Source organism: Actinomadura sp. ATCC 39365, assembly GCF_054392275.1.
The window spans coordinates 9,157,533-9,176,541 of the sequence record NZ_CP184335.1; the positions used below are offsets into that span (position 1 = coordinate 9,157,533).

Below are 19,009 nucleotides of genomic sequence, written 5' to 3' on the forward strand. Positions count from 1 at the left end.
GGAGCTATGGGCGAGGCTGGGTGAACAATCCTGGCTCGGTCTCGACGAGGATGCCGCGGCTGGCCAAGCGTTTGAGCTTGGCGCGGACGTTCTGGATGTTGTTCTGACTCAGGGGCAGGTCCATGGCCAGGGCCACGTCACGGGCGCGCAGGGAGCCGTCGGCCTCGCCGAAGGCGGCGAGAATCTGCTGATAGGCGGGGTGATCGGGGACCATCGGCGGCAGCTCGGCCGGGGCAGGATCTTCTTCGGCGAGAGAGAGGAGGGTCTTGCGGCTGATTCGCAGGTGCTCGACCTGCTCGCTGAGTTCACCCAGGCGCGCGGTGAGAGTGTCGATCTCCGCCTGGGTCTGCTCGATCTGGCAGGTCAGGGAGTGCTCGCGGGCGTCGATCCGGTCCAGAAGCCAGGTGCCGGGGTCGGACTGGCGCACGTCGGGCCCGGTCATGTCCACCGCTCAGGCGGGGCTGTGCCACGGGTCAGACGGCGGGACATCACATCCGTCATCGCCCAATACACCCGTGATTCGGAACTGGCCTGCAGGAGTTCGAAGTCGCGGACCAGACGCCGGTGGAACATCAAGATGCCGTACATCTGCTCGACGACCCATCGCTTGGGCTGGGGGACGAACCCCTTGTCGGCGGGGTTACGTTCGACGATCTCCACGTCGATCCCCAGGCCGGCGCCATGCGCGACGACGGCGTTCTTGAACCCTTGGTCGGCCAGCGCTTTGGTCACCGTGCCCTCGGTGGTGGCGGCGACCCGGTCCAGCAGGGCGATCCCGGCGGCGTTCTCGTGAGCCGAGGCGGCCAGCATGACCACGGCGATGACCAGCCCCAGCACGTCTACCGCCAGGCCTCGTTTCCTGCCCGGCACGCGCTTGGCGGCGTCTTTTCCGGTGGTGGAGGCGGGGACACCGGCCGCGACGCGGACGCTCTGGGTGTCCAGCACCACCAGGCTCGGGTCGGCTAATCGCTTCTTCTTCTCCCGCAGATGCCAGCGCAGCAGGTCGTGGATCGTCTTGTCGGTGCCGTCGTCGCGCCACTTGCCGAAGTAGTAGTACGTCGCGCTCTTGGGCGGCAGATCGTGCGGCAAGTAGTCCCATTGGACGCCGGTCCGTCCCTGGTAGCGGATGGCGTTGACGATCTCCCGTAACTCGTAGCCGCCCTCGTGGCCGCTGACGGACGGGTGCGCGGCCTTCCTCGCGGTGAGTACCGGCTCGATTAATGCCCACTGCGCGTCGGTTAAGTCGCTGGGGTAGGGCCTGCGCTCAGTCACTCGACCATCACAGCACGACCGGAACCGCCAACCGGCAGTAACGCTACAAATCCATGCGATCACACTACGACATCACAGGCATAGACTCGCGAACCGCACTCTGACCTGGTTCGAAGCAGAATATCCGGTGCTGGTGGGCGCCATCGAGGTCGCTGCTGTCAGCGGGCAGCAAACCCACGCCTGGCTACTACCTGAGACGCTCAATGAGTTCTTCACCCGGCGTGGGCATTGGCATGACTGGGTCGCCACCCAGCGCATGGCACTGTCCGTGGCACACGACGCTGGTAACCAGCGAGGGCAGGCCTGCGCGCACCGCGCCCTAGGCCGTGCCCTGTCCTGGTTCGGTCGCTTCGATGAGGCGCACAGCCATCTGCGGCAGGCCATCGGCTTATTCGAGAATCTCGGCGATCTGGTCGGCCGGGCTGACTCCCACAACATGGTTGCCATAGTGTTCGAGCAACAGGGGTGCCCCGCAGACGCACTTCCGCACGCCCAGCAGGCGCTCCATCTTTCCGACGCCGCCGACCATCATGCAGGACAGGCAAGAGCCCTCAACAGCATCGGCTGGAGTCATATCCTGCTGGGGGATCCGCAGCAGGGCATCATCTTATTCGAGCAGGCCCTCGTGTTCAGCCGAGAATCTGGTGATCGCCGAACAGAGGCCCATATATTAGACGATCTCGGCTATGCCCATCATCAACTCGGCCACTACCAGCAAGCCATCGCCTACTTCGAGCAGGCTCTCCTCGTAGAGGAGGAACTCGGCGATTTCTACGGTCATGCCTGGGCCCTTGATCGCCTCGGCGATACCTACTATGCGACCGACAACGAAAAGGAGGCGCGTGAGACCTGGCTGCAAGCCCTAGATATCCTCGATGATCTCGGCCTCGTCCGCACGGGCATCGGGGCCGGCTACCCTGACGCTGACCAGATCCGCGCCAAACTTCGCCGATTTGATGGCCCATGAATGCTCAATGGTTGCTCGTGTACGTTCGATCGGCGAGGTGATCCACCCCATAGGAATGGACACATGCCCGCATAACGCCGACGGTAAAGGATGCAGGATTGCTCGGCGGTTGCTCGCGCGTACACGATACGACCTGGCACGCAGGGTCACTACCCGGCACGACGCGGACGATAATCCCGACCAGAACGATACAAAGCGGCACTTCGCGGCACCCAGCGACATCAACCAATGATTCTCATAATCCGTGGGTCGTGGGTTCAAGTCCCACCCGCCCTACTCTTCAAAACTGCGTCTGACCTGGGGTTTCTCGGTTTTCGCCAGCCCTCGGATCTTCTTTTTTGATCACGGCTGGTCGCTCGCTGGTTGCTCTTGCGTACGGACCGTGTACCGCGGTAGATCGTTTAGACGTCCAGCATCACCTCAGACCCCAAAGACGACCACCAGAAGATCAAGCCAGAACGCCCGCTCAGCCTCGCCCACCAGGGCCAGGCTCCAGGCATGGTCAAGCCTCGGCCACGTTCGACTCGTCTCGCCGGTCGGCTCTCTCGTCTTTGCGCCTGCCGAAAATTACGTCCGTGCAGCTCAAGCAGCATGTGAGTATGCGTGGATGATGCCTCCGAGCCGGTCGTGTCGGCGGATGGTCAGGTCAATGACACGCGCCGGTTCGGTGATCGGGTCTGGGAGAGCGCGGAGTGGTGCTGCCTGGTCGAGGGCTTGATGGGCGCGGTGCTGGTTGTAGAACTTCTCGTACTCGCCGAGGGCGTGGCGGAGGTGGTGTTCATTCCAGAGCAGGCAGCGGTCTAGGAGTTCGTGACGGCAGGTTTGTACCCACCGTTCCATGATGGAGTTCATCCGCGGCATCCGAATGCCGGTGAGTACGGTCTGGATGCCCGCGTCGGCGAGGATTCCGTCCATGAGGGTGGGGAACTTCCCATCCCTGTCTCGGATCAGAAAGCGTGCTCGGCAGCCTGCGTCTTCCAGTTCCATCACTAGGTTCCTGATCGTCTGGATCAGGAAGTCGGCGGTCGGGTGGCGGTGGTGCCCAGTACGCGAACGCGCCTGCTGGCGTGCTCGATGACGGCCAGGATGTACTGGCGTTGCCCGTTCAAGGTGACGGTCTCGATGAAATCGCAGGCGAGCAGAGCGTGGGCTTGGGAGCGCAGGAAGTCGGCCCAAGTGGTGGATGCCCGCTGGGGTGCTGGATCAATGCCTTCTTGCTTGAAGATCTCCCAGACTGCGGACGGCGCGACCTTGATGCCGAGTGTGGCGAGCTCACCATGTACCCGCCGATAGCCCCAGCCGGGGTTCTCCCGAACCAGGCGCAGGATGAGGGCGCGGATGGACCGGATCGTGGGGCGGCGCCCACGTCGGCCCGGCTGGCAGGAACGGGCGTGACGCCGTCGCATCGCGGTGCCGGTGCAGGACGGCGTCCGGACGGACGAAAAGCCGCAGCCGGCGCAGAACCTCACGCGGCAGTGAGGTCAGGAGCGCGGCGAGAAAGGCCCGGTCCTCGGGTGCGAATTCACTCTGGTGTCGGCGCCGATATGGCGTTGGAGGACGGTGATCTGGTGGCGCAGGGCGAGTACCTCCACGTCCTTGTCCCGGTCGCTCAGGGGCAGCAACCGCAGCGCGGCGAACGTGTTCGTGACGGTGATGTAGGCCAGGCGAAGGAGCACGACTGATCATCCTGCCGCACGCGTTTCTGTCCCCCGGGTGGCCCTGAGTTCGCGCCGCCATGCGAAGGCCTCACATGGTCATGACCTCGGCCGATGTAATTTTCGGCAAGCGCAGAGATGACGGCGACAACTACGTCCAACGAAGATCAGGTAGATCTCCTAGCCTCGATCTTTCTCGACCTTGAGCCGGTCGTCCATCGCCCCGGCCGAGCACCGCAGACAACAACAGGTCCTGGCCCTGCTCCACCAAGACCCCAACCGCCCCTGACCAGCCTGGGACATCGCCCGCCACCTCCGCGATGTCACCCTCAACACCATGTAGCGGCAACTGTCTCGCTGGGCCGGCAGCCAACTCATCCGCAAGATCGGCCGGGTATCCACACCGCCCGGCCGATCTCTTCAGCACTCTTGCCAACAGCCCAAAAGCCTTGACTGCCTGGCCTTGGGCGAGTCCCCATCCGCTGCTACCGGAATCGTCTGCCGTTCCGTCCCGACCGGCGACTGGCAACCGGTGCGGTGATGGTCACGGGGATGCCTGAGGGAGCCTGGGCGCCCGTGATACGCCTCAGCTCGGCCTCGCCCGAACGGACCTCGCTGGTCTGCGGGACGATACCGGCGTCGGCCATCAAGCGGGTCATGTCACGGCGCTGATTGGGCAGTACCAGGGTGACGACGCTGCCGGACTCGCCGGCGCGGGCGGTGCGGCCGCCGCGGTGCAGGTAGTCCTTGTGGTCGCTCGGCGGGTCGACGTTGACGACGAGGTCCAGGTCGTCGACGTGGATGCCGCGGGCCGCGACGTTGGTCGCCACCAGCGCCGTGACGTGGCCGCTCTTGAACTCGGCGAGGGTGCGGGTGCGCTGGGGCTGGGACTTGCCTCCGTGCAGCGCGGCGGCGCGCACTCCGCTGTTCAGCAACTGTTCGGTGAGCCGGTCCACAGCGTGCTTGGTGTCCAGGAACATGATCACCCGACCGTCGCGAGCAGCGATCTCCACAGTGGTGGCCTGCTTGTCGGCACCCTGGATGTGCAGCACGTGGTGCTCCATCGTGGTGACCGCGCCCGCCGAGGGGTCGACCGAATGGACCACCGGGTCGCTCAGATAGCGGCGGACCAGCAGATCGACGTTGCGGTCCAAAGTGGCGGAGAACAGCATCCGCTGGCCAGCTGGGCGCACCTGGTCGAGCAGGTGGGTGATCTGCGGCATGAAGCCCATGTCGGCCATCTGGTCGGCTTCGTCCAGCACGGTGATGCCGACCTGGTCCAGGCTGCAGTCGCCGCGCTCGATGAGATCCCTGAGCCGTCCCGGGGTCGCGATGACGACCTCGGCACCGTTGCGCAGCGCATGGGCCTGGCGGCTGATCGACATGCCGCCGACGACCGTGGCCAGCCGCAGCTTCAGTGCTTGGGCGTACGGCGTGAGCGCATCGGTGACCTGCTGGGCCAGTTCCCTGGTGGGGACGAGGATCAGGGCGAGCGGTCGCCGCGATTGTGCGCGCTGTCCGGAGGTGCGGACGAGCAGGGCCAGGCCGAAGGCGAGTGTCTTGCCCGACCCGGTGCGCCCCCGTCCCAGGACGTCCCGGCCGGCCAGGGAGTTCGGCAGCGTGGCCGCCTGGATGGGGAACGGTTCGTTCACGCCCAGGCCGGTGAGCACCTTGAGCAGTGCGGGCGGCATGCTCAGCTCAGCGAATGTCGCGGCTGCCGGCAGGGCCGGGGTTACGGTGACCGGCAGCGCGAACTCTCTCTGGAGCGCGGCGGGACGCCGCCCGTTGCCGGACCGGCTGGAGGCGCCTGAACGGCCCTGAGCCGGAGAGCTGAATCGGCCGCCCCTGCTTCGGGCGGAGCCGCCCGTACGGGGCGAAGAGTTGCGATCGTGCGCGCGAGTTGCGTGGTTCATGCAGAACCTTCCTCGATGCGGCACGTGTCAGGATCCTCGGCGCGATGAGCGGCACAAGAACGGCTAGCACGAGCCGAAGAGAGACGAGTCGAGCCGGCGGAAACAGCCTGGGCTCGTACGTCGAAATGGTCGGCTTTCGCCGGAAGAACGCGGCTGTGATGCCGCGCCGTAGAACTGGAGCGGGCCTATGCCCGAACCGGAGCCATCGGTGGTGCATCCGGTGTGCGGCGGAAGAACAGACATGCTGTGCTTCTCGGGTTGTGAGGTCATCACGGCACGATGGATGCCACAAAAGCAACGCGCCGGGGACCGCACCCTGCGGCGCGGGCCCCGGCTACGTGGTGCGCAGTGTCAGGCGGGAACGATGTTCTCGGCCTGCGGGCCCTTCTGGCCCTGCGTGACGTCGAAGGCCACCTTCTGGCCCTCGCGCAGCTCACGGTAGCCGCCGTTGGCGACGATGTTGGAGTAGTGCGCGAAGACGTCGGCGCCGCCGCCGTCCTGCTCGATGAAGCCGAAGCCCTTTTCCGCGTTGAACCACTTCACGGTGCCAGAAGCCATGTTGATCTCCTTCGATGGGTGCAAAGCCGAAATCCGCATCGAACGGATTCCGCGTCGCCGCGATAGGACCACACACCCGGAAATGACCGGAGAACAAAAAATGCACCTGAGGCTACATACCGTCAGGTGCACACAAGTCTTTATGGGTACCACAACTGCAACTGATCTCAATCTAGCACATGTGCCGGCGTGCTGCGCATGCCCCCGCCGACGCCGACCTCATCCGCGCGCCATCGCCGCCTTGACCTGCAAGTTCCAGGTTCAACTGCGCTGTTGCCCGCACCGCGCCATCCCGATCGGCCAGGCAATCTCCTCGTCCTGCAGCTCATCAAAGAGACCGCCATTCAGGCTGGGAAAGGCTTACGGTTCCGGGCCCCGCAGGCGTCCCGGCCAGCGCGCCCTGCCTGTACGACCGAGCAGACCAGCAGGTCGGCGAGGTACTCGGCGGCACCGGGCCGCTCGCCGGTCGAGGATCGGCTAATACTCCAGTGACACATCGGGTCGCCCACCTGGTCGAGAACCAGCCGGTCGCCGAGTACGGCGGCCCGGGCTGGTACCGCATCAAGAGTCGCGGCAAATGCTTCTAGGCGGACGGGATACTCAGGCGGCTCAGCGTGCACGATTGCGACTGGGAGCCGCACCAGTGGTGGGAGCTGCGCGTGGGCGGCAACTGGCCCCAGGGCCCGCCCGTCCCGGGCACCGGCCACCAACTGTGCGCCTGCCGAAAATCACGTCCATGCACGTCAGGCAGACCATGCATCGCATCCGAGGTCCGCTGCGAGCCATCCTGCCTGTGAACGCAAATGACCACGCGATGACTGTTCGGTGGTTGCTCGCACAGCTCGGTCCGCCGCAAAATTCGAGTTCACCACGCAAGCCTGGCCCCAGACAGCCGCGCCGAGATGGGGGACAAATGGCGCATAGTGCCGATGGTCAAGAACGCATGGTTGCTCGGTGGTTGCTCGCGTGTACGCGATACAGCACGGCACGCGTCGGCACAGACCGACACGACGACGGGGATAATTCCGGCCACGACAATACAAACAGCACTCCGTGACACCGAGCGACATCAACCAAGGATTCTCATAATCCGTGGGTCGTGGGTTCAAGTCCCACCCGCCCTACTCTTCAACACCGCGTCCGACCTGGGGTTTCTCGGCTCCCGCCACCCTCGGATCTCGCCGTTGATCATGGTTGGTTGCTCCATGGTTGCTCTTGTGTACGCACCGTGTACGCCGGTAGATCATTTGGCCACCGTCGTCAGTTCAGACCCCGGCGACGACCAACAGAAGACCAAGCCAGAAGGCCCGCACGGCCCCGCCCGTCAGCGATGACCTGTTGCGGGGTCAAGTCTCACCCAAGCCGCCCCGTCGGGCTCGACAGGCATTTCCAACCAGCAGATAAAAGATCTGCTACTCCCTCAGGCGATCGTCTCGGCGCGCTTGCAGGATGAGCCAGGGGATTGATCAGCTGCATATCCCTGCACGGCGCTGAATTGAAAAGCAGGCCCGCCGAAGAGTCGGCGGGCCTGCTGCGTCCGGTGGTTCAAGTGACGGTGTCGCCGGTGCGGTTCGGGAGTGTGATCAGCCGGGCGCTCTGGGCACCTGCGGCTGCGGTGTTGATGAGGGCCGCGGTTGATTCCGCGGCGGCGCGGGCCACCCCTGGGTAAACGCTGGTGTAGGTGTCTCAGGTGAAGGTGGATGACACATGCCCGAGCACCTCCTGCACGACCTTCAGATCCACTCCGGCAGCGAGCATGATCGACGCGGCGCCGTGGCGGAGGTCATGCAGCCGCACCGGTGGCAACTACAGTAGTTGCAGTTCTGGTTGCAATACCGTCTCGTACATAGCCGTCCCATGGAGACCAGCGTGGCCAGGTGGTCCAGGTGGAACCGATGGGGACACACAAGATCCGAGCTGCTAATGCGGTTTGGGTTCCCACCCATCCGGGGTGCAAATCCTTGATCCTCCGCAAGCGGAAGGCCCCCTTGATCGGGCGGCCCGTCAGACAGGGCGGCTGTGCGCCGCGACAAAACCCAGTAGCGGTTGGGCGCCGTGCCATAAGCCGCGAGGTTCAGGTGCCTTACCTGAACCTACAGGCCCACCGCGAACTTGGCCCCACAGCGACCCGTTCCTATCACAACTCATACGAGTGGCCCACGGCTTGACAGCGGCATGAAGAGTGGATAGATCAATACGATGCAGCGCAGAATAGGCCCCAGCAATCCTCCACTTGCTCCGTGTCCCCATGATGCCGCGTGTCCCGGACACCCTGCAGAGAAGCCGAAGTTTTCGGCCTTAGCAGTCGTCGGACTCGCTCTGGTCTTGTTGTCCCCCGCAGTCCCCCGAGAAGGGGGCCTGTTGACCGCAGCCATGGGCTTTCTCGTCAGTTTGGCTGGCATTTTGGCGACGCGACGGAAGCGACAAGCAATCGGACTCAGTCTGGCAATCACTGGAGTGGCGCTTGCGCCCATTTGTGTTCTGCTTGTATTCGCGTCTGCCTCACTGCGCTCCAGGGAGATCGACCGACTCGAAGGAAGGATCGAGAATCTCGATGACCGCATTCGGTCAGTGTGCCAACAGGTTGAGGTCCAATACTGTTGATTGAGAAGGTGTCAGCCCTCAGAGATCTGAACACAGCGCGCATGCGTGCTGTCCACAACGCCGTAAGCCAATGGACCATCAGTTGCAGTCCACGTTGCAGTTCAAGTCCATGCTAGGTCGTTCAGGCTGGAACAGGCATGTCCACTGACCTGCATTGAACTATCTGGAATGGCTCGAACTGGATTTGATCCGCGAGCCCATGGCCAGCCCTCAGCCGCTTCGGTGTGGACCAGGGCATACGGACGATCAGGCGGGCGAGGCGTACACGGACGTGCTTTTCAAGATCCGGCACATACGCGGAACGCCATCAGAGCGACCGGAGCAACGTCCCGCCGAGGCGCAGCTCAGAGCACCATCTGCCAACTAAGATCAACTCCACTCATAATCCGTGGGTCGTGGGTTCAAGTCCCGCCTGCCCTACTCTTCAATGCCGCGTCCGACCTGGGGTTTGTCGATTCCCGCCACCCTCGGATCCTGTCTTTGATCATGGTCGGTCGCTCGGTCGTCGCCCTTGCACACGGGCCGTGCATCGCGGACCGCGAGCATCACCGTCCAGGCCGCCCCAGCGGCAGTGACAGGATCCCTGACGAAGTCGCTGCGCGACACATCCTGTGTGGAGCGAAGCCCGGGCTCGGGTGCGCCGACGCCATCGCTGATGTCGCCCGGTCGTTCACGTGGTCCCTGGGCGAACTCGACTTCGCCCTCGTACGCGGCCAGCGCGACTGGGGGCGTCACCAGCCCGAGCCCAGCCCACTGCGACCCCAGCGGAAACGGCGGCTCCTGCCCGGCTCGTACCAGGTGGGCCAGAGCGTGGGCTGCCCGTTCATCCCATGGCTGGACAGCGACGGCTCGGTGAGGGGGCGAGCTGGGGCTAGCGGCTCGCCAATGATCCTTCGGCCTGCTCTGCACCGGCTCCGGGCCCAGCTGGGTGATCTGTCGCGCCGGCGTTCCGGCGGTCAGGTCGATGTCCTTCACCGCAGTCCGACGGCCTCGCCTCGGCGTAGCCCGCGCAGGGCGGTCAACCGGTGGAGCGCGAACAGCCGATGGCTGACGGGCTGGGAGAGGAAGGCGAGGGTGTGCGAGAGCGTCCGACTGCCTTGCCGGAGACGGTTTGCCGGAGGAATGGTCCGCCTCCAGGATGACGGCATGAGCGATGAACCGGCCGGACTGGACGACCTCGTCGTTCAGGGCCAAACGATCAGAGGCATCAAGCTCATCAAGGACACCTTTGAATGCAGCCTTCACGAAGCCCTCGACTTGTACGTGGACCGGTATCGCCGGCTGCGCCAGACGCGTCCCGACGACTTCACCGAGAGCCATCACGAGTACTGGAAGGGCTTCTATTCCTGACGCCCCAGGACACCGGACGATCCGTCAGATTGCCCCGTCGGCAGAGCGGAGCCCCGACCAGCTGACTCAGTTGCCGACGGGGTTCGTGAGGCGGGTGAGGTACTCGGTGGCCGCAGCGCGCAGGGGCAGCGACTCGTCTGTGGCGCCGACGGTGGCGGACAGGAAGGCAGGGCCGCGCGGGTCGTCCAGGCAGGCCAGTGCGTAGGCGGCACGGATCCGCGGCGAGGGCGGGATCTGGGGGTTCAGCAAAGACGCCAGCAGGTCCGAGGCCCGTTGTGGATCGGTGTGGACGATCTGACGGGCCAGAATCAGGACATGCTCGGGCAGGAGGCCGGGAGCGGTGAGCAGCCTGTCCAGGCACTCCGCGTGCAACGGATCCGCCACCTCCAGGAGGACGCGTAACAGGGCGGGGTTGCCGGACAGCGTGGGCGGCAGGACGAGCCAGGCGCCGACCGCCGCTTCCGGGTCGCGGTGGGAAAGGTGCGCGAACGCCAGGCGGCGCGTCCCGGGATCGAGCGCGGGATGCGCGACCACGGCCGAGAGCGCGGCTGTGATGGACGGGTGTGGGCGCCGGGCGCATCCACCGAGCGCTATACGGCGTGCGGTGCGGTCCAGGCTCTCGTCGGTGAAGACGTCCGCCAGGAGACGGGCCACCTCGTCGCCCACGTCAGGCTGAGCCGCCGAGCCCTGTGGGTTCGAAGTGACCAGAGCTTGGGCTTCGCGCGTGAGCAGGGCGAGAGCGGCAGAGCAGCGGTCGATGACGTGGCAGGCGGGGTCGGCGGCGAGCTCGGCGAGCAGGCTCAGGCCGCGTTTCTCGCCGAAGCTGATCAGGGTGTGCGCGATGCCGTGGCGGACCGCCCAGCCGGTGCTCCTGTCTCGGGCGAGCCCTTCGAGGATTTCCGGGCCTGAGGCGCGCCAGTACATGAGCCTGACGGCGGCGCTGCTGCGTACGCCTGCAGGGACGGCGGGATCGCCCACCACCTCCTTGAGCACGGTGATCGCACGCTCCCGCATCCTGGGAAGCGTGCGGAGACAGCCCACGGCCCAGACGCGTATCCGGGGCGACACCGACGGCGAGACGGCAAGTCGAAGGGCAAAGGCCTTGGGCATGTCACGGGGATAGGTCTGGGTGATCTGGCCGAGCTGCTGTCCAGGGTCGACCCGCCGGTCGCAGGCGACCGCGTGCAGGAAGTCCTGAACGCCGTGCGGGTTGCTGGCGCACAGTCCGCGCATCAGCAAGGGCTTCCTGCTCACGTCGAGGTTCACCTGTTCGAGCAGGTCCAGGCAGAGCTGCACGGAGGCCGATGTGGCCGTGCCCTCCAGAACACTCCGCAGCCAGTCGGCGGGGAAGTTTCTGGGCAGCTCCGCCGCGACGCGCGTGTACCAGTCGTGGCGCAGCTCGGCGTGGTCAGACGTTCGGGCCAGCGCGATGGCGGCACGGCCCTGCTCCGCTCGGCTGCGGCACGGATCGTTGACGATCCTGGCCAGCAGCGGGTGCGCGCGCTGGTCGCCGAGGCGGAGGAGGTGGTCGAGCGCGCGCCAGGCGATGCCCTGGCGCCGCTCCTCCGCCTCCGCCTGCCGCAACAGCAGGTCGGACGCGCGCGGATCGTCCAACGAGTCCAGGAGCAACCCAGTCTCGAACAGGGCGGTCCCGAACCTGTCGGCGTTCCGCACGAGGCGATCCGCGGCGACCTTGCGGACGTTCTCGGGCAGCACCACCCCCTCCCGAGCCAGCCGGGCGATCAGCCGACTGCCGTTCCCGTCCTTCGCCAACTCGGTCAGCACGGAGCGCAGGGCGCGGACGTCGCGCAGCTCCGAAAGCACGAACTGGTCGGCCAGCCTGATCGGTGCCTTCGACACGGCCAGGTTCGTCAGCAGGTTCTTCAGCTTCTTGACCGCCCACGCGTGCAGGCCAGGAACCTCGCGGATGTGGCGCGCGGCGAGGAACTCCGCGATCGTCTGATGCACGAAGACGAACTCGCCGCCGGCCCGCTGCAACACCAGCCCGCTGCGCCGGGCGATCTCCCTGACCAGGCTCTGCCAGACGGGCTCGGGGACATGTCCCGGCCGTGTCTTGTCGAATGGCGCGTACACCACATCTGGCTTGATGGCTCTCCCCTCACGCTCGAACATGTCGAACGCCGCCGCGCACAGGGCCTCGACGATCCGGGGCGGCACCTGCTCGGCAGCAGAGACGGCCTGGGGGCCGTACCGGGAGATCGTCGTGCGTGTCTGGGGGAACAGGCCGCCGGACGTGGCGCTGAACGAGCGTTCGCGCAGCAGAGCGAGGAACGCCTCGTACGCCTCGACCCGGCTGCGCGGCAGCTCGCGTCTGGGGTTGGCGGCGAACAGCTGGCACAAGATCGTGGCCATGAGCGGCGTTCTGGCCAATTCCGACAGCCGGGCCTCCTTGATGGCGTCGACCAGCCGGGAAGCGGCCTGCACGGGCAGCGGGAGTTCCAGCTCGCTGAACCAGCGCTCGGCGAGCAGTGCGAGCTGGTACTCCGACAGCGGCATCAGCGCGTAGCTCGCGGCCCCTTGGGGCCTCTCGGCCCAAGCCAGGGGCCGGGTGGCCACGATGAAGCGGTACGGGGCGTCTTGGGGAATGTCGCGGACGCCGAACGTCCTGCCGATCACCCGCCGGCGCTCTCCGAGATCGAGGATCTCGTCCAGGCCGTCCACGAGAACCAGCCAGCGGCCGCCCGGCACGGGCGCGTTCCTGAAGAAGTCGGCAGGCAATTCGTCCAGCAGACCGGCCTGGGCCAGGTCGCCGTGCACACCGGCGGCGATGGCCTGTGGCAGCGACGCGGAACCGGCGAGGTCGGCGGCCTGGACCAGGACCGGTACCTCTGTGACGGCCGCGTCGTTCCGCTGGCGCTCCGCGAGCGTGGTCACGAACATGCGCAGCAGGCAAGACTTCCCGGCACCCGGCCCGCCGACGACCAACGCGTCGGTGTCCTGCCCCAGCAGGAAGTCGGCACTGAGCGGTATGTCGTCGTCGTACTCGGCGGACAACGCGCCGGCGTTCTGCTGGACATAGATGGCGGCGAGTGGCGGGGCGACCACGTCCGGCAACACCCCGGGGTACGGGTGTGTCTTTGCGGCCTGCTCGGCGGCACGCAGGTAGGCGCGGACGGCGCGGCCCGGGTACGACCAGCCGCCGTGCCGCAGTTGCTCGTCGGTGAGCTCCGCCAGCCAGTCGGGCCGTGGGAGGGCGTTCAGCCCTCCACGCGCCATGATGTCCGCCACGTCGATCATGTGGGCGCTGCCCCGGTGGTCCGAGGTGGACAGCATGCCGCAGATCGCACCAGTACGGAGGTTCACCACGGGCCCGCCGCTGAATCCTCCGGTCACCGGGGTCCCGCGTAATCTCGGCAGCTCCAGCCGGGAGCCGGGCGAGCGCCGGGAGGATCCCTCGTAGACGAACGTGGCGGGCTGGCCCGCCCGGAACAGCCCGTCGGGATGGCCGTAGGCCCACAGCCGGTCGCCGACCTCCAGCTCCGGCGACAGCAGCACGGGTCGTCTCTCGTGCTGCTCGGCATCGGCGAGAAAGGCCACGTCAAGGCCGGTGGCATCGTCGCGGAAGTACCATTCGGGCCTGGTACGCAGGCGTATGGCCGCGCCCTCGGACACGACCTGCCCCACGATCTCCTCGGGCAATGCCTCACCCTGGTCGGCCAGGACGTGGGCACAAGTGACCACGAGGCCGGGCGCGACGAAGAATCCGGTGCCCGTCCTGCCCCCCGTACCGCCGGTCAGCGCGACCGTAGCGGATTTGAGGAGGGGCTCCCATCCCGTCACGGAGCCGAGTTGCTCCACTCCATCGTCACCTTGAAGGTCGACTTCGCCGAGCCCTTGCCGATCACCGCGACCAGCTTGCCGGACTCCAGCGCGAATTCGCAGCCGAACTCGATGGCGACCTTGGAGGCGTCGGTCGTCCGCAGCTTCTCGGACACCCGCTCGGTCACCTCGGACAGGCCCGCGAGCGCCTGCTCCAGGGTGGGCCTCAGTCCGCTGATCGCCACTTCCGTGCCCGCCTCCCCGGGGGCCCGTACGGCGTGCAGGTAGACGACGCTGTCGCCCGCCCGCACGCGTACCAGGTGCTCGTTGTCGAGGAGAGTCCCCTCATCCAGCATGTTCGGCCTTTCGACGGGAGAGATCCGCTGCCGTATGAATACCACGAGCATCGACGGGATGGACAACCGTCACCACGTCTCATGGGCATCTCCGGTGGACCGGCCGATTCCCGGTGGCGAGTTGGCGGCTGCGAGGCGTCCTCCGAACGAGTACGTCGATCACTACAACGACCACCTGCGTCGTGAGGCACGATGCCGGCATGCCCCAGCGTGCCCCGCACCACCTTCAACTCCGCGCCCGCCGCGCCGGCGCAGCAGCCGCACGGTCTCCGGATCGGGTGCCAACGTCCGCCGGCCGGCCGCGCTCTTCGGCTCGCACCAGACCAGCCCCTCGTCGGTGTGCACCAGCTGATGGACGATGGTGAGCACTCCAGATCGACGTCCACCCAGAGCAGCCCGGCGGCCTCCCCACGCCGCCGGGCCGCCTCCCGACGGGATCCCGGCCGAATCCACGACAACCGACTGTGGAGCTCGTCGGGGAGATGATGGAGCCGGCCAAGTGGAGGCCGGCCGGGCGCGGCGGGCCGACCCCCTGGGAAGGAGGGCGGAGTGATGTCGCGTGGCTGGCGCGGCTGGTGTCTCCTGCGGCCCGGCCTCATGCTGTACGGCGGCGCGATCGGCGGCAACGACCTGCACGCGCACCACGCGGTCCAGCTCGTCATCGCCACCGAGCCGTTCACCATGGCCGACGCCCACGGCGAACAGCTGACCACGCGCGTCGCCGTCATCCCGCCCGACACCGGCCACACGGTGCTTACCGGGGCTCGCGACGCCCTGCTCGTCCACCTGGATCCGCGTAGTTCGCCGGGCAGGTCCCTGCTCGCGCGCGCCGGCACCGGGCCGGGGGCTTCGTCCTGGTCGCTGTCCGCCGCCCGGACCGGACACGGCCCTCCGCCGATCGACCCCGTGGGCTCGCAGCCGGCGAGCCGCGCGGGAACGCGGCCGCTCATGTTCACCGAGCCGCCGGTCGGTCACGCGCGCTCGGCCGAGGCGGCGAGCGCGCTGCGCGCCGTCGAGGCGTGGAGCGGCCTCGCCGGCCCCGGCGGCGTCCCGCCGCACCCGGCGGTGGAGGCGGCGATCGCCGTCATTCCCGCGCTCCTGGCGGGAGGACCGGTAAGGCTGCGGGCGGTCGCGGACGCGGTCCACCTGTCGCCGAGCCGGCTCGCGCACCTGTTCAGCGCGCACGTGGGGATCCCGCTACGGCCGTACGTACGGTGGCTGCGCCTGCGGCGGGCCATCGACCGGGTGGCCGCCGGGGAGACGTTGACGGCGGCCGCGCACGCGGCCGGGTTCACCGACGGCCCGCACTTCACCCGGGCCTTCCGGCGTACCTTCGGCAACGCGCCCTCCGAGCTCGCCGCCGCGATCGACTGGTTGCCCTGACTGCGGCCAGTGCCTAGCGCAACTCGCGCTTGAGGATCTTGCCGGTCGCGGTCATCGGCAGGCTCTCACGGAACTCGATGGTCCGCGGGTACTTGTAGGCCGCCATGTTCTCCCGGCACCAGGCGACGAGCTCGCTCTCACTCGCCGTCGCACCGGCCGACGGGACGACGTACGCCTTGACCTCCTCCCCGTACGAGCCGTGCGGCACGCCGACCACCGCCACCAGCGAGACCGCCGGGTGCGTCATCAGCACCTCCTCCACCTCGCGCGGGTAGACGTTGAACCCACCCCGGATGATCATGTCCTTGGTGCGGTCGACGATGGCGTAGTAGCCGTCCTGGTCGCGGGTGGCGATGTCGCCGGTGCGGAACCAGCCGTCCCGCAGGACCTCCGCGGTCTCCTCGGGCCGCCCGTGATAGCCCTTCATGACGTTGTGACCGCGGATGGCGATCTCGCCGGGCCCCTCCCCCTGGACGGTGTTCCAGTCGCCGTCCACCAGCCGCATCTCCACACCCCAGAGAGGGAAGCCGATGGTGCCGGGCTTGGTGGGCCGGCTGAGCTGGTTGAAGCAGGCCGCGGGCGACGTCTCCGACAGGCCGTAACCCTCCAGGATCGGGATGCCGAACGTGGCCTCGAAATCCTTGAGCACCTCGACCGGGCAGGCGGCCGCCCCCGACACCGCCACCTGCAGCGTCGGGGGCACCTCGGCACCCTCCGCGTGAACCTTCGACAGCATCGCCCAGTACATGGTGGGCACCCCGGCGAACATGGTCACCCTCTCCCTGCGCATGAGCTCCAGCGCCTGGCCGGGCTCGAAGCGCGGCAGGAGCACCAGGGTGGCGCGGCGGCGCAGGCTCACGTTCATCACCGAGGTCTGGCCGAAGGAGTGGAACAGCGGCAGTACGGCGAGCGCGACGTCCCCCTCGGGATCGGCGGGGAACATCTGGTCGCTGACGATGGCGTTGATCAGCAGGTTCGCGTGGGTGAGCTCGGCGCCCTTGGGCCGGCCGGTGGTGCCGGAGGTGTAGAGGACGGCCGCGACGTCCTCCGGCCCGGTTCGGGCCGTCTCGAACTCCCCGGGCATGCCGTCCAGCGCCGCCCAGAACGACTCGCCGTACTCCGACTCCGTGGCCAGCGGCGTGGCGGGCAGGACGAAGAAGTGCTCACACCCCTGCGTGCCGTCGAACCCCTCCCGCCCGCGCGCCCCCATCGGCAGCTCATCGGTGCCCTCGAAGCAGAAGAGTGCCTTGGCGTCGCTGTCGGTCAGGTGGTAGGTGATCTCGCGCGGCTGCAGCAGCACGCTGAGCGGGACCACGGTCGCCCCGGCCTTGAGGATGCCGAAGTAGACGAACGGGAAGTAGGGGAGGTTCGGGCAGAGCAGCGCCACCTTGTCGCCCCTGCCGATCCCCCGCGCCACCAGCAGGTTGGCCACCTGGTTCGCGACGGAGTCCACCACGGCGTACGACAGGCGCAAGTCACCGAGGACCAGGGCGGTACGGTCCGGCGCGTTGCGGGCGCTGTCCTCCAGAACGATCGACAGATTGAGCATCGTGCCCCTCTCGTGGGAACGCGTCGTCCGTCTCCAGGATGCTCCGGTGGATCACGGCAGCACTTGTACGAACGTGCCGACTCCTCTCCCGCTGCGGGCGCCGGAACACGGCGGCCCGCGGGAACGCGGCGGCCGGTCCGAAGCCCGGTCAGCCCATCGAGATGAGGATGGGTGCGACGTAGCGCCCGCGGTCGCCCGGGTGGCGGCGGGCGCCGTGGACCATCGTCGGCAGAGCCGCGGGCCCTTCCGTGGGCCCCAGCTTGGTGAGCCATGGGCGCAGGCCCGGGTAGGCGTCCAGCAGGTCGATCCGCACCTCGCGGTCGGAGCCGTGCGCGGCGGCCAGGATCAGCTCCCGGGCCGCTTCCTCCGAGGGGGCGACGACGGGGCCGATGACGCGGTGGGGGCCGGCGTTCCAGGCCACGGCGAAGCCGCCGTCGGTGACGACCGTGCGCTCGGCCGTGGCCAGCAGCGCGGTCAGCGCCTTGCTCCGGTCGGCGCCGGTGACCTCGGCGTCCAGTTCGAGGAGCGCGGCGTGGTCCTCCGGTGTCGCCGCGCGAACTCCGGACGACCACACCGCCCCTTCCATCGGACCCATGGTGATCGTCAGGCTGCCGGTGGGCCGGAAGCCCAGCCGCTCGTAAACGGGGCGCCCGAACCGGGTCGCGGTCAGCTCCACGACGCGGTCGCCGGCGACTTGCAGGGCGTGCTCCATCAGCCGCGTACCGAGCCCCTGCCTGCCATACCTGCCGGCGACCAGCATCATGCCGACACCGGCCAGCGAGTCACCGTGGCGGGTCACCACCACGCACCCGGCCAGGCCGTCGCCGTCGGCCGCGTCGATGGCGTACACCTCGCCCGCCTCGAACATCAGCCGCCATTTGGCCTCGTCGGTGGACCACTCACGATCGCTCTCAAGCCGCTGGCACAGAGGCAGTTCAGCTGGACCAAGAAGTCGAATATCAGTCACAGGCGAGAACCTACTCCGTCGGCCCCTGCGCCCCGGCACCGGACATACTGGCCGGCTCCGAGGTGTCGGGGTCGTAGGTGGCTGAGGTCGAGGCCTGATCCACCATCGACCTGGGACAAGCCGAGCAGACCAGGGCCACGGGTCAACTCAGGCGAGCCTGACGCGCGCAGGACACTGCGTTGGGAGCGACCTACAGTATGGGCGTGACCCAGCACGAAGCTGCCCCAGCGGTCCACGCCGCTTCTTTTCCGGCTGAACGGGTGTGCGAGTGTGGGGAACGGTACCGTGTCGCCTCGCGCGGGGAAGGAGGGCCGTTTCACTTCCGGACGATGACCATGGAGGCAGGGCCGGACCACAGCGTGAGGATCATCGGTCACTGGCGTTCGGGGAATTGGTGTCCCGGGGAGGCACTCGAACTTCGGCGTCGGGATGGCTTCAGGCTCCTGATCACGGGCGCTCAGATGGAGCCGGCCACCAGCGCTGGGAGCGAGCTCCGAGGGCAGCGCATCCTCGTGGTGCCAGGACACCGGTCACTGCAGGCTGGTGGTTGCATCTGGGCGGCGCGGCGATCTCCCTGAGCAGCCCGGCGAAGAGCCCGACTTCGTCAGCGATCATCCATGCCAGCGCTCGTGAGATCCAATAGTCGGTCGGCCAC

Annotated in this window: 15 protein-coding genes; 3 read left to right on the forward strand and 12 right to left on the reverse strand. The window is 67.4% G+C overall.

The genetic code is table 11. From position 1 onward, the window contains the following. Positions 1-4 precede the first annotated feature (4 nt). Entirely contained in the window at positions 5-442 is a 438-nt protein-coding gene (locus tag ACNF49_RS44150) for a hypothetical protein (protein WP_482941453.1), read from the reverse strand. Next, on the reverse strand, positions 439-1,272 hold the full coding sequence (locus tag ACNF49_RS44155) for an IS5 family transposase (protein ID WP_482941454.1): 834 nt from the start codon (positions 1,270-1,272) through the stop codon (positions 439-441). The genes ACNF49_RS44150 and ACNF49_RS44155 overlap by 4 nt, the downstream gene beginning before the upstream one ends. Positions 1,273-1,405: 133 nt before the next feature. On the opposite strand from ACNF49_RS44155, the gene ACNF49_RS44160 reads away from it, so the two are divergent. After that, positions 1,406-2,239, forward strand: coding sequence for a tetratricopeptide repeat protein (locus tag ACNF49_RS44160; protein ID WP_498703458.1), 834 nt, complete (start codon positions 1,406-1,408; stop codon positions 2,237-2,239). Positions 2,240-2,821: 582 nt separating this feature from the next. Here ACNF49_RS44160 and ACNF49_RS44165 read toward each other — a convergent pair. The 6 genes from ACNF49_RS44165 to ACNF49_RS44190 all read right to left on the reverse strand — a co-directional run bounded on the left by ACNF49_RS44165 (position 2,822) and on the right by ACNF49_RS44190 (position 8,162). Then, positions 2,822-3,226 (reverse strand): integrase core domain-containing protein, encoded by a 405-nt coding sequence (locus ACNF49_RS44165; RefSeq protein WP_482941456.1) that lies wholly within the window; start codon positions 3,224-3,226, stop codon positions 2,822-2,824. Between the two features lie 23 nt (positions 3,227-3,249). Beyond that, positions 3,250-3,645 carry a hypothetical protein gene (locus ACNF49_RS44170; protein WP_482941457.1) on the reverse strand — a complete coding sequence of 132 codons (396 nt, stop codon included), beginning with the start codon at positions 3,643-3,645 and terminating at the stop codon, positions 3,250-3,252. Between the two features lie 75 nt (positions 3,646-3,720). After that, positions 3,721-3,915, reverse strand: a complete 195-nt coding sequence (locus tag ACNF49_RS44175) for a hypothetical protein (RefSeq protein WP_482941458.1) — start codon at positions 3,913-3,915, stop codon at positions 3,721-3,723. Positions 3,916-4,379: 464 nt separating this feature from the next. Beyond that, positions 4,380-5,807, reverse strand: a complete 1,428-nt coding sequence (locus ACNF49_RS44180) for a DEAD/DEAH box helicase (RefSeq protein ID WP_482941459.1) — start codon at positions 5,805-5,807, stop codon at positions 4,380-4,382. 351 nt (positions 5,808-6,158) lie between these two features. After that, a complete protein-coding gene (locus ACNF49_RS44185) occupies positions 6,159-6,365 on the reverse strand; it encodes a cold-shock protein (protein WP_020545593.1) in 207 nt (68 codons plus the stop codon). Positions 6,366-8,051: 1,686 nt separating this feature from the next. Continuing rightward, positions 8,052-8,162, reverse strand: a complete 111-nt coding sequence (locus ACNF49_RS44190; RefSeq protein ID WP_482941460.1) for a tyrosine-type recombinase/integrase — start codon at positions 8,160-8,162, stop codon at positions 8,052-8,054. A 1,953-nt stretch (positions 8,163-10,115) separates the two neighbouring features. Between ACNF49_RS44190 and ACNF49_RS44195 the strand changes: the two genes are divergently transcribed. After that, positions 10,116-10,319, forward strand: a complete 204-nt coding sequence (locus tag ACNF49_RS44195) for a hypothetical protein (RefSeq protein ID WP_482941462.1) — start codon at positions 10,116-10,118, stop codon at positions 10,317-10,319. Positions 10,320-10,385: 66 nt separating this feature from the next. Here ACNF49_RS44195 and ACNF49_RS44200 read toward each other — a convergent pair whose 3' ends face one another. Beyond that, entirely contained in the window at positions 10,386-14,120 is a 3,735-nt protein-coding gene (locus ACNF49_RS44200; protein ID WP_498703459.1) for a trypsin-like peptidase domain-containing protein, read from the reverse strand. Further along, complete coding sequence (locus ACNF49_RS44205) at positions 14,117-14,455, reverse strand: CU044_2847 family protein (RefSeq protein ID WP_357978696.1); 339 nt, start codon at positions 14,453-14,455, stop codon at positions 14,117-14,119. Before ACNF49_RS44205 ends, ACNF49_RS44200 begins: the two co-directional genes overlap by 4 nt. 552 nt (positions 14,456-15,007) lie before the next feature. Between ACNF49_RS44205 and ACNF49_RS44210 the strand changes: the two genes are divergently transcribed. Next, entirely contained in the window at positions 15,008-15,838 is an 831-nt protein-coding gene (locus ACNF49_RS44210) for a helix-turn-helix transcriptional regulator (RefSeq protein WP_482941464.1), read from the forward strand. A gap of 13 nt (positions 15,839-15,851) precedes the next feature. Here ACNF49_RS44210 and ACNF49_RS44215 read toward each other — a convergent pair whose 3' ends face one another. Together ACNF49_RS44215 and ACNF49_RS44220 are read right to left on the reverse strand one after the other, a co-directional pair. Further along, positions 15,852-17,387, reverse strand: a complete 1,536-nt coding sequence (locus ACNF49_RS44215) for a long-chain-fatty-acid--CoA ligase (RefSeq protein WP_482941465.1) — start codon at positions 17,385-17,387, stop codon at positions 15,852-15,854. 148 nt (positions 17,388-17,535) lie between these two features. Next, positions 17,536-18,393, reverse strand: a complete 858-nt coding sequence (locus ACNF49_RS44220; protein WP_498703460.1) for a GNAT family N-acetyltransferase — start codon at positions 18,391-18,393, stop codon at positions 17,536-17,538. Positions 18,394-19,009: the final 616 nt, after the last annotated feature.

Coding starts and splice junctions, on each gene's coding strand:
- ACNF49_RS44150 (WP_482941453.1), bottom strand. CDS start 442: ATGACCGGGCCCGACGTGCGCCAGTCCGACCCCGGCACCTGGCTTCTG.
- ACNF49_RS44165 (WP_482941456.1), bottom strand. CDS start 3,226: ATGGAACTGGAAGACGCAGGCTGCCGAGCACGCTTTCTGATCCGAGAC.
- ACNF49_RS44170 (WP_482941457.1), bottom strand. CDS start 3,645: ATGCGACGGCGTCACGCCCGTTCCTGCCAGCCGGGCCGACGTGGGCGC.
- ACNF49_RS44180 (WP_482941459.1), bottom strand. CDS start 5,807: ATGAACCACGCAACTCGCGCGCACGATCGCAACTCTTCGCCCCGTACG.
- ACNF49_RS44185 (WP_020545593.1), bottom strand. CDS start 6,365: ATGGCTTCTGGCACCGTGAAGTGGTTCAACGCGGAAAAGGGCTTCGGC.
- ACNF49_RS44195 (WP_482941462.1), top strand. CDS start 10,116: ATGAGCGATGAACCGGCCGGACTGGACGACCTCGTCGTTCAGGGCCAA.
- ACNF49_RS44205 (WP_357978696.1), bottom strand. CDS start 14,455: ATGCTGGATGAGGGGACTCTCCTCGACAACGAGCACCTGGTACGCGTG.
- ACNF49_RS44210 (WP_482941464.1), top strand. CDS start 15,008: ATGTCGCGTGGCTGGCGCGGCTGGTGTCTCCTGCGGCCCGGCCTCATG.
- ACNF49_RS44215 (WP_482941465.1), bottom strand. CDS start 17,387: ATGCTCAATCTGTCGATCGTTCTGGAGGACAGCGCCCGCAACGCGCCG.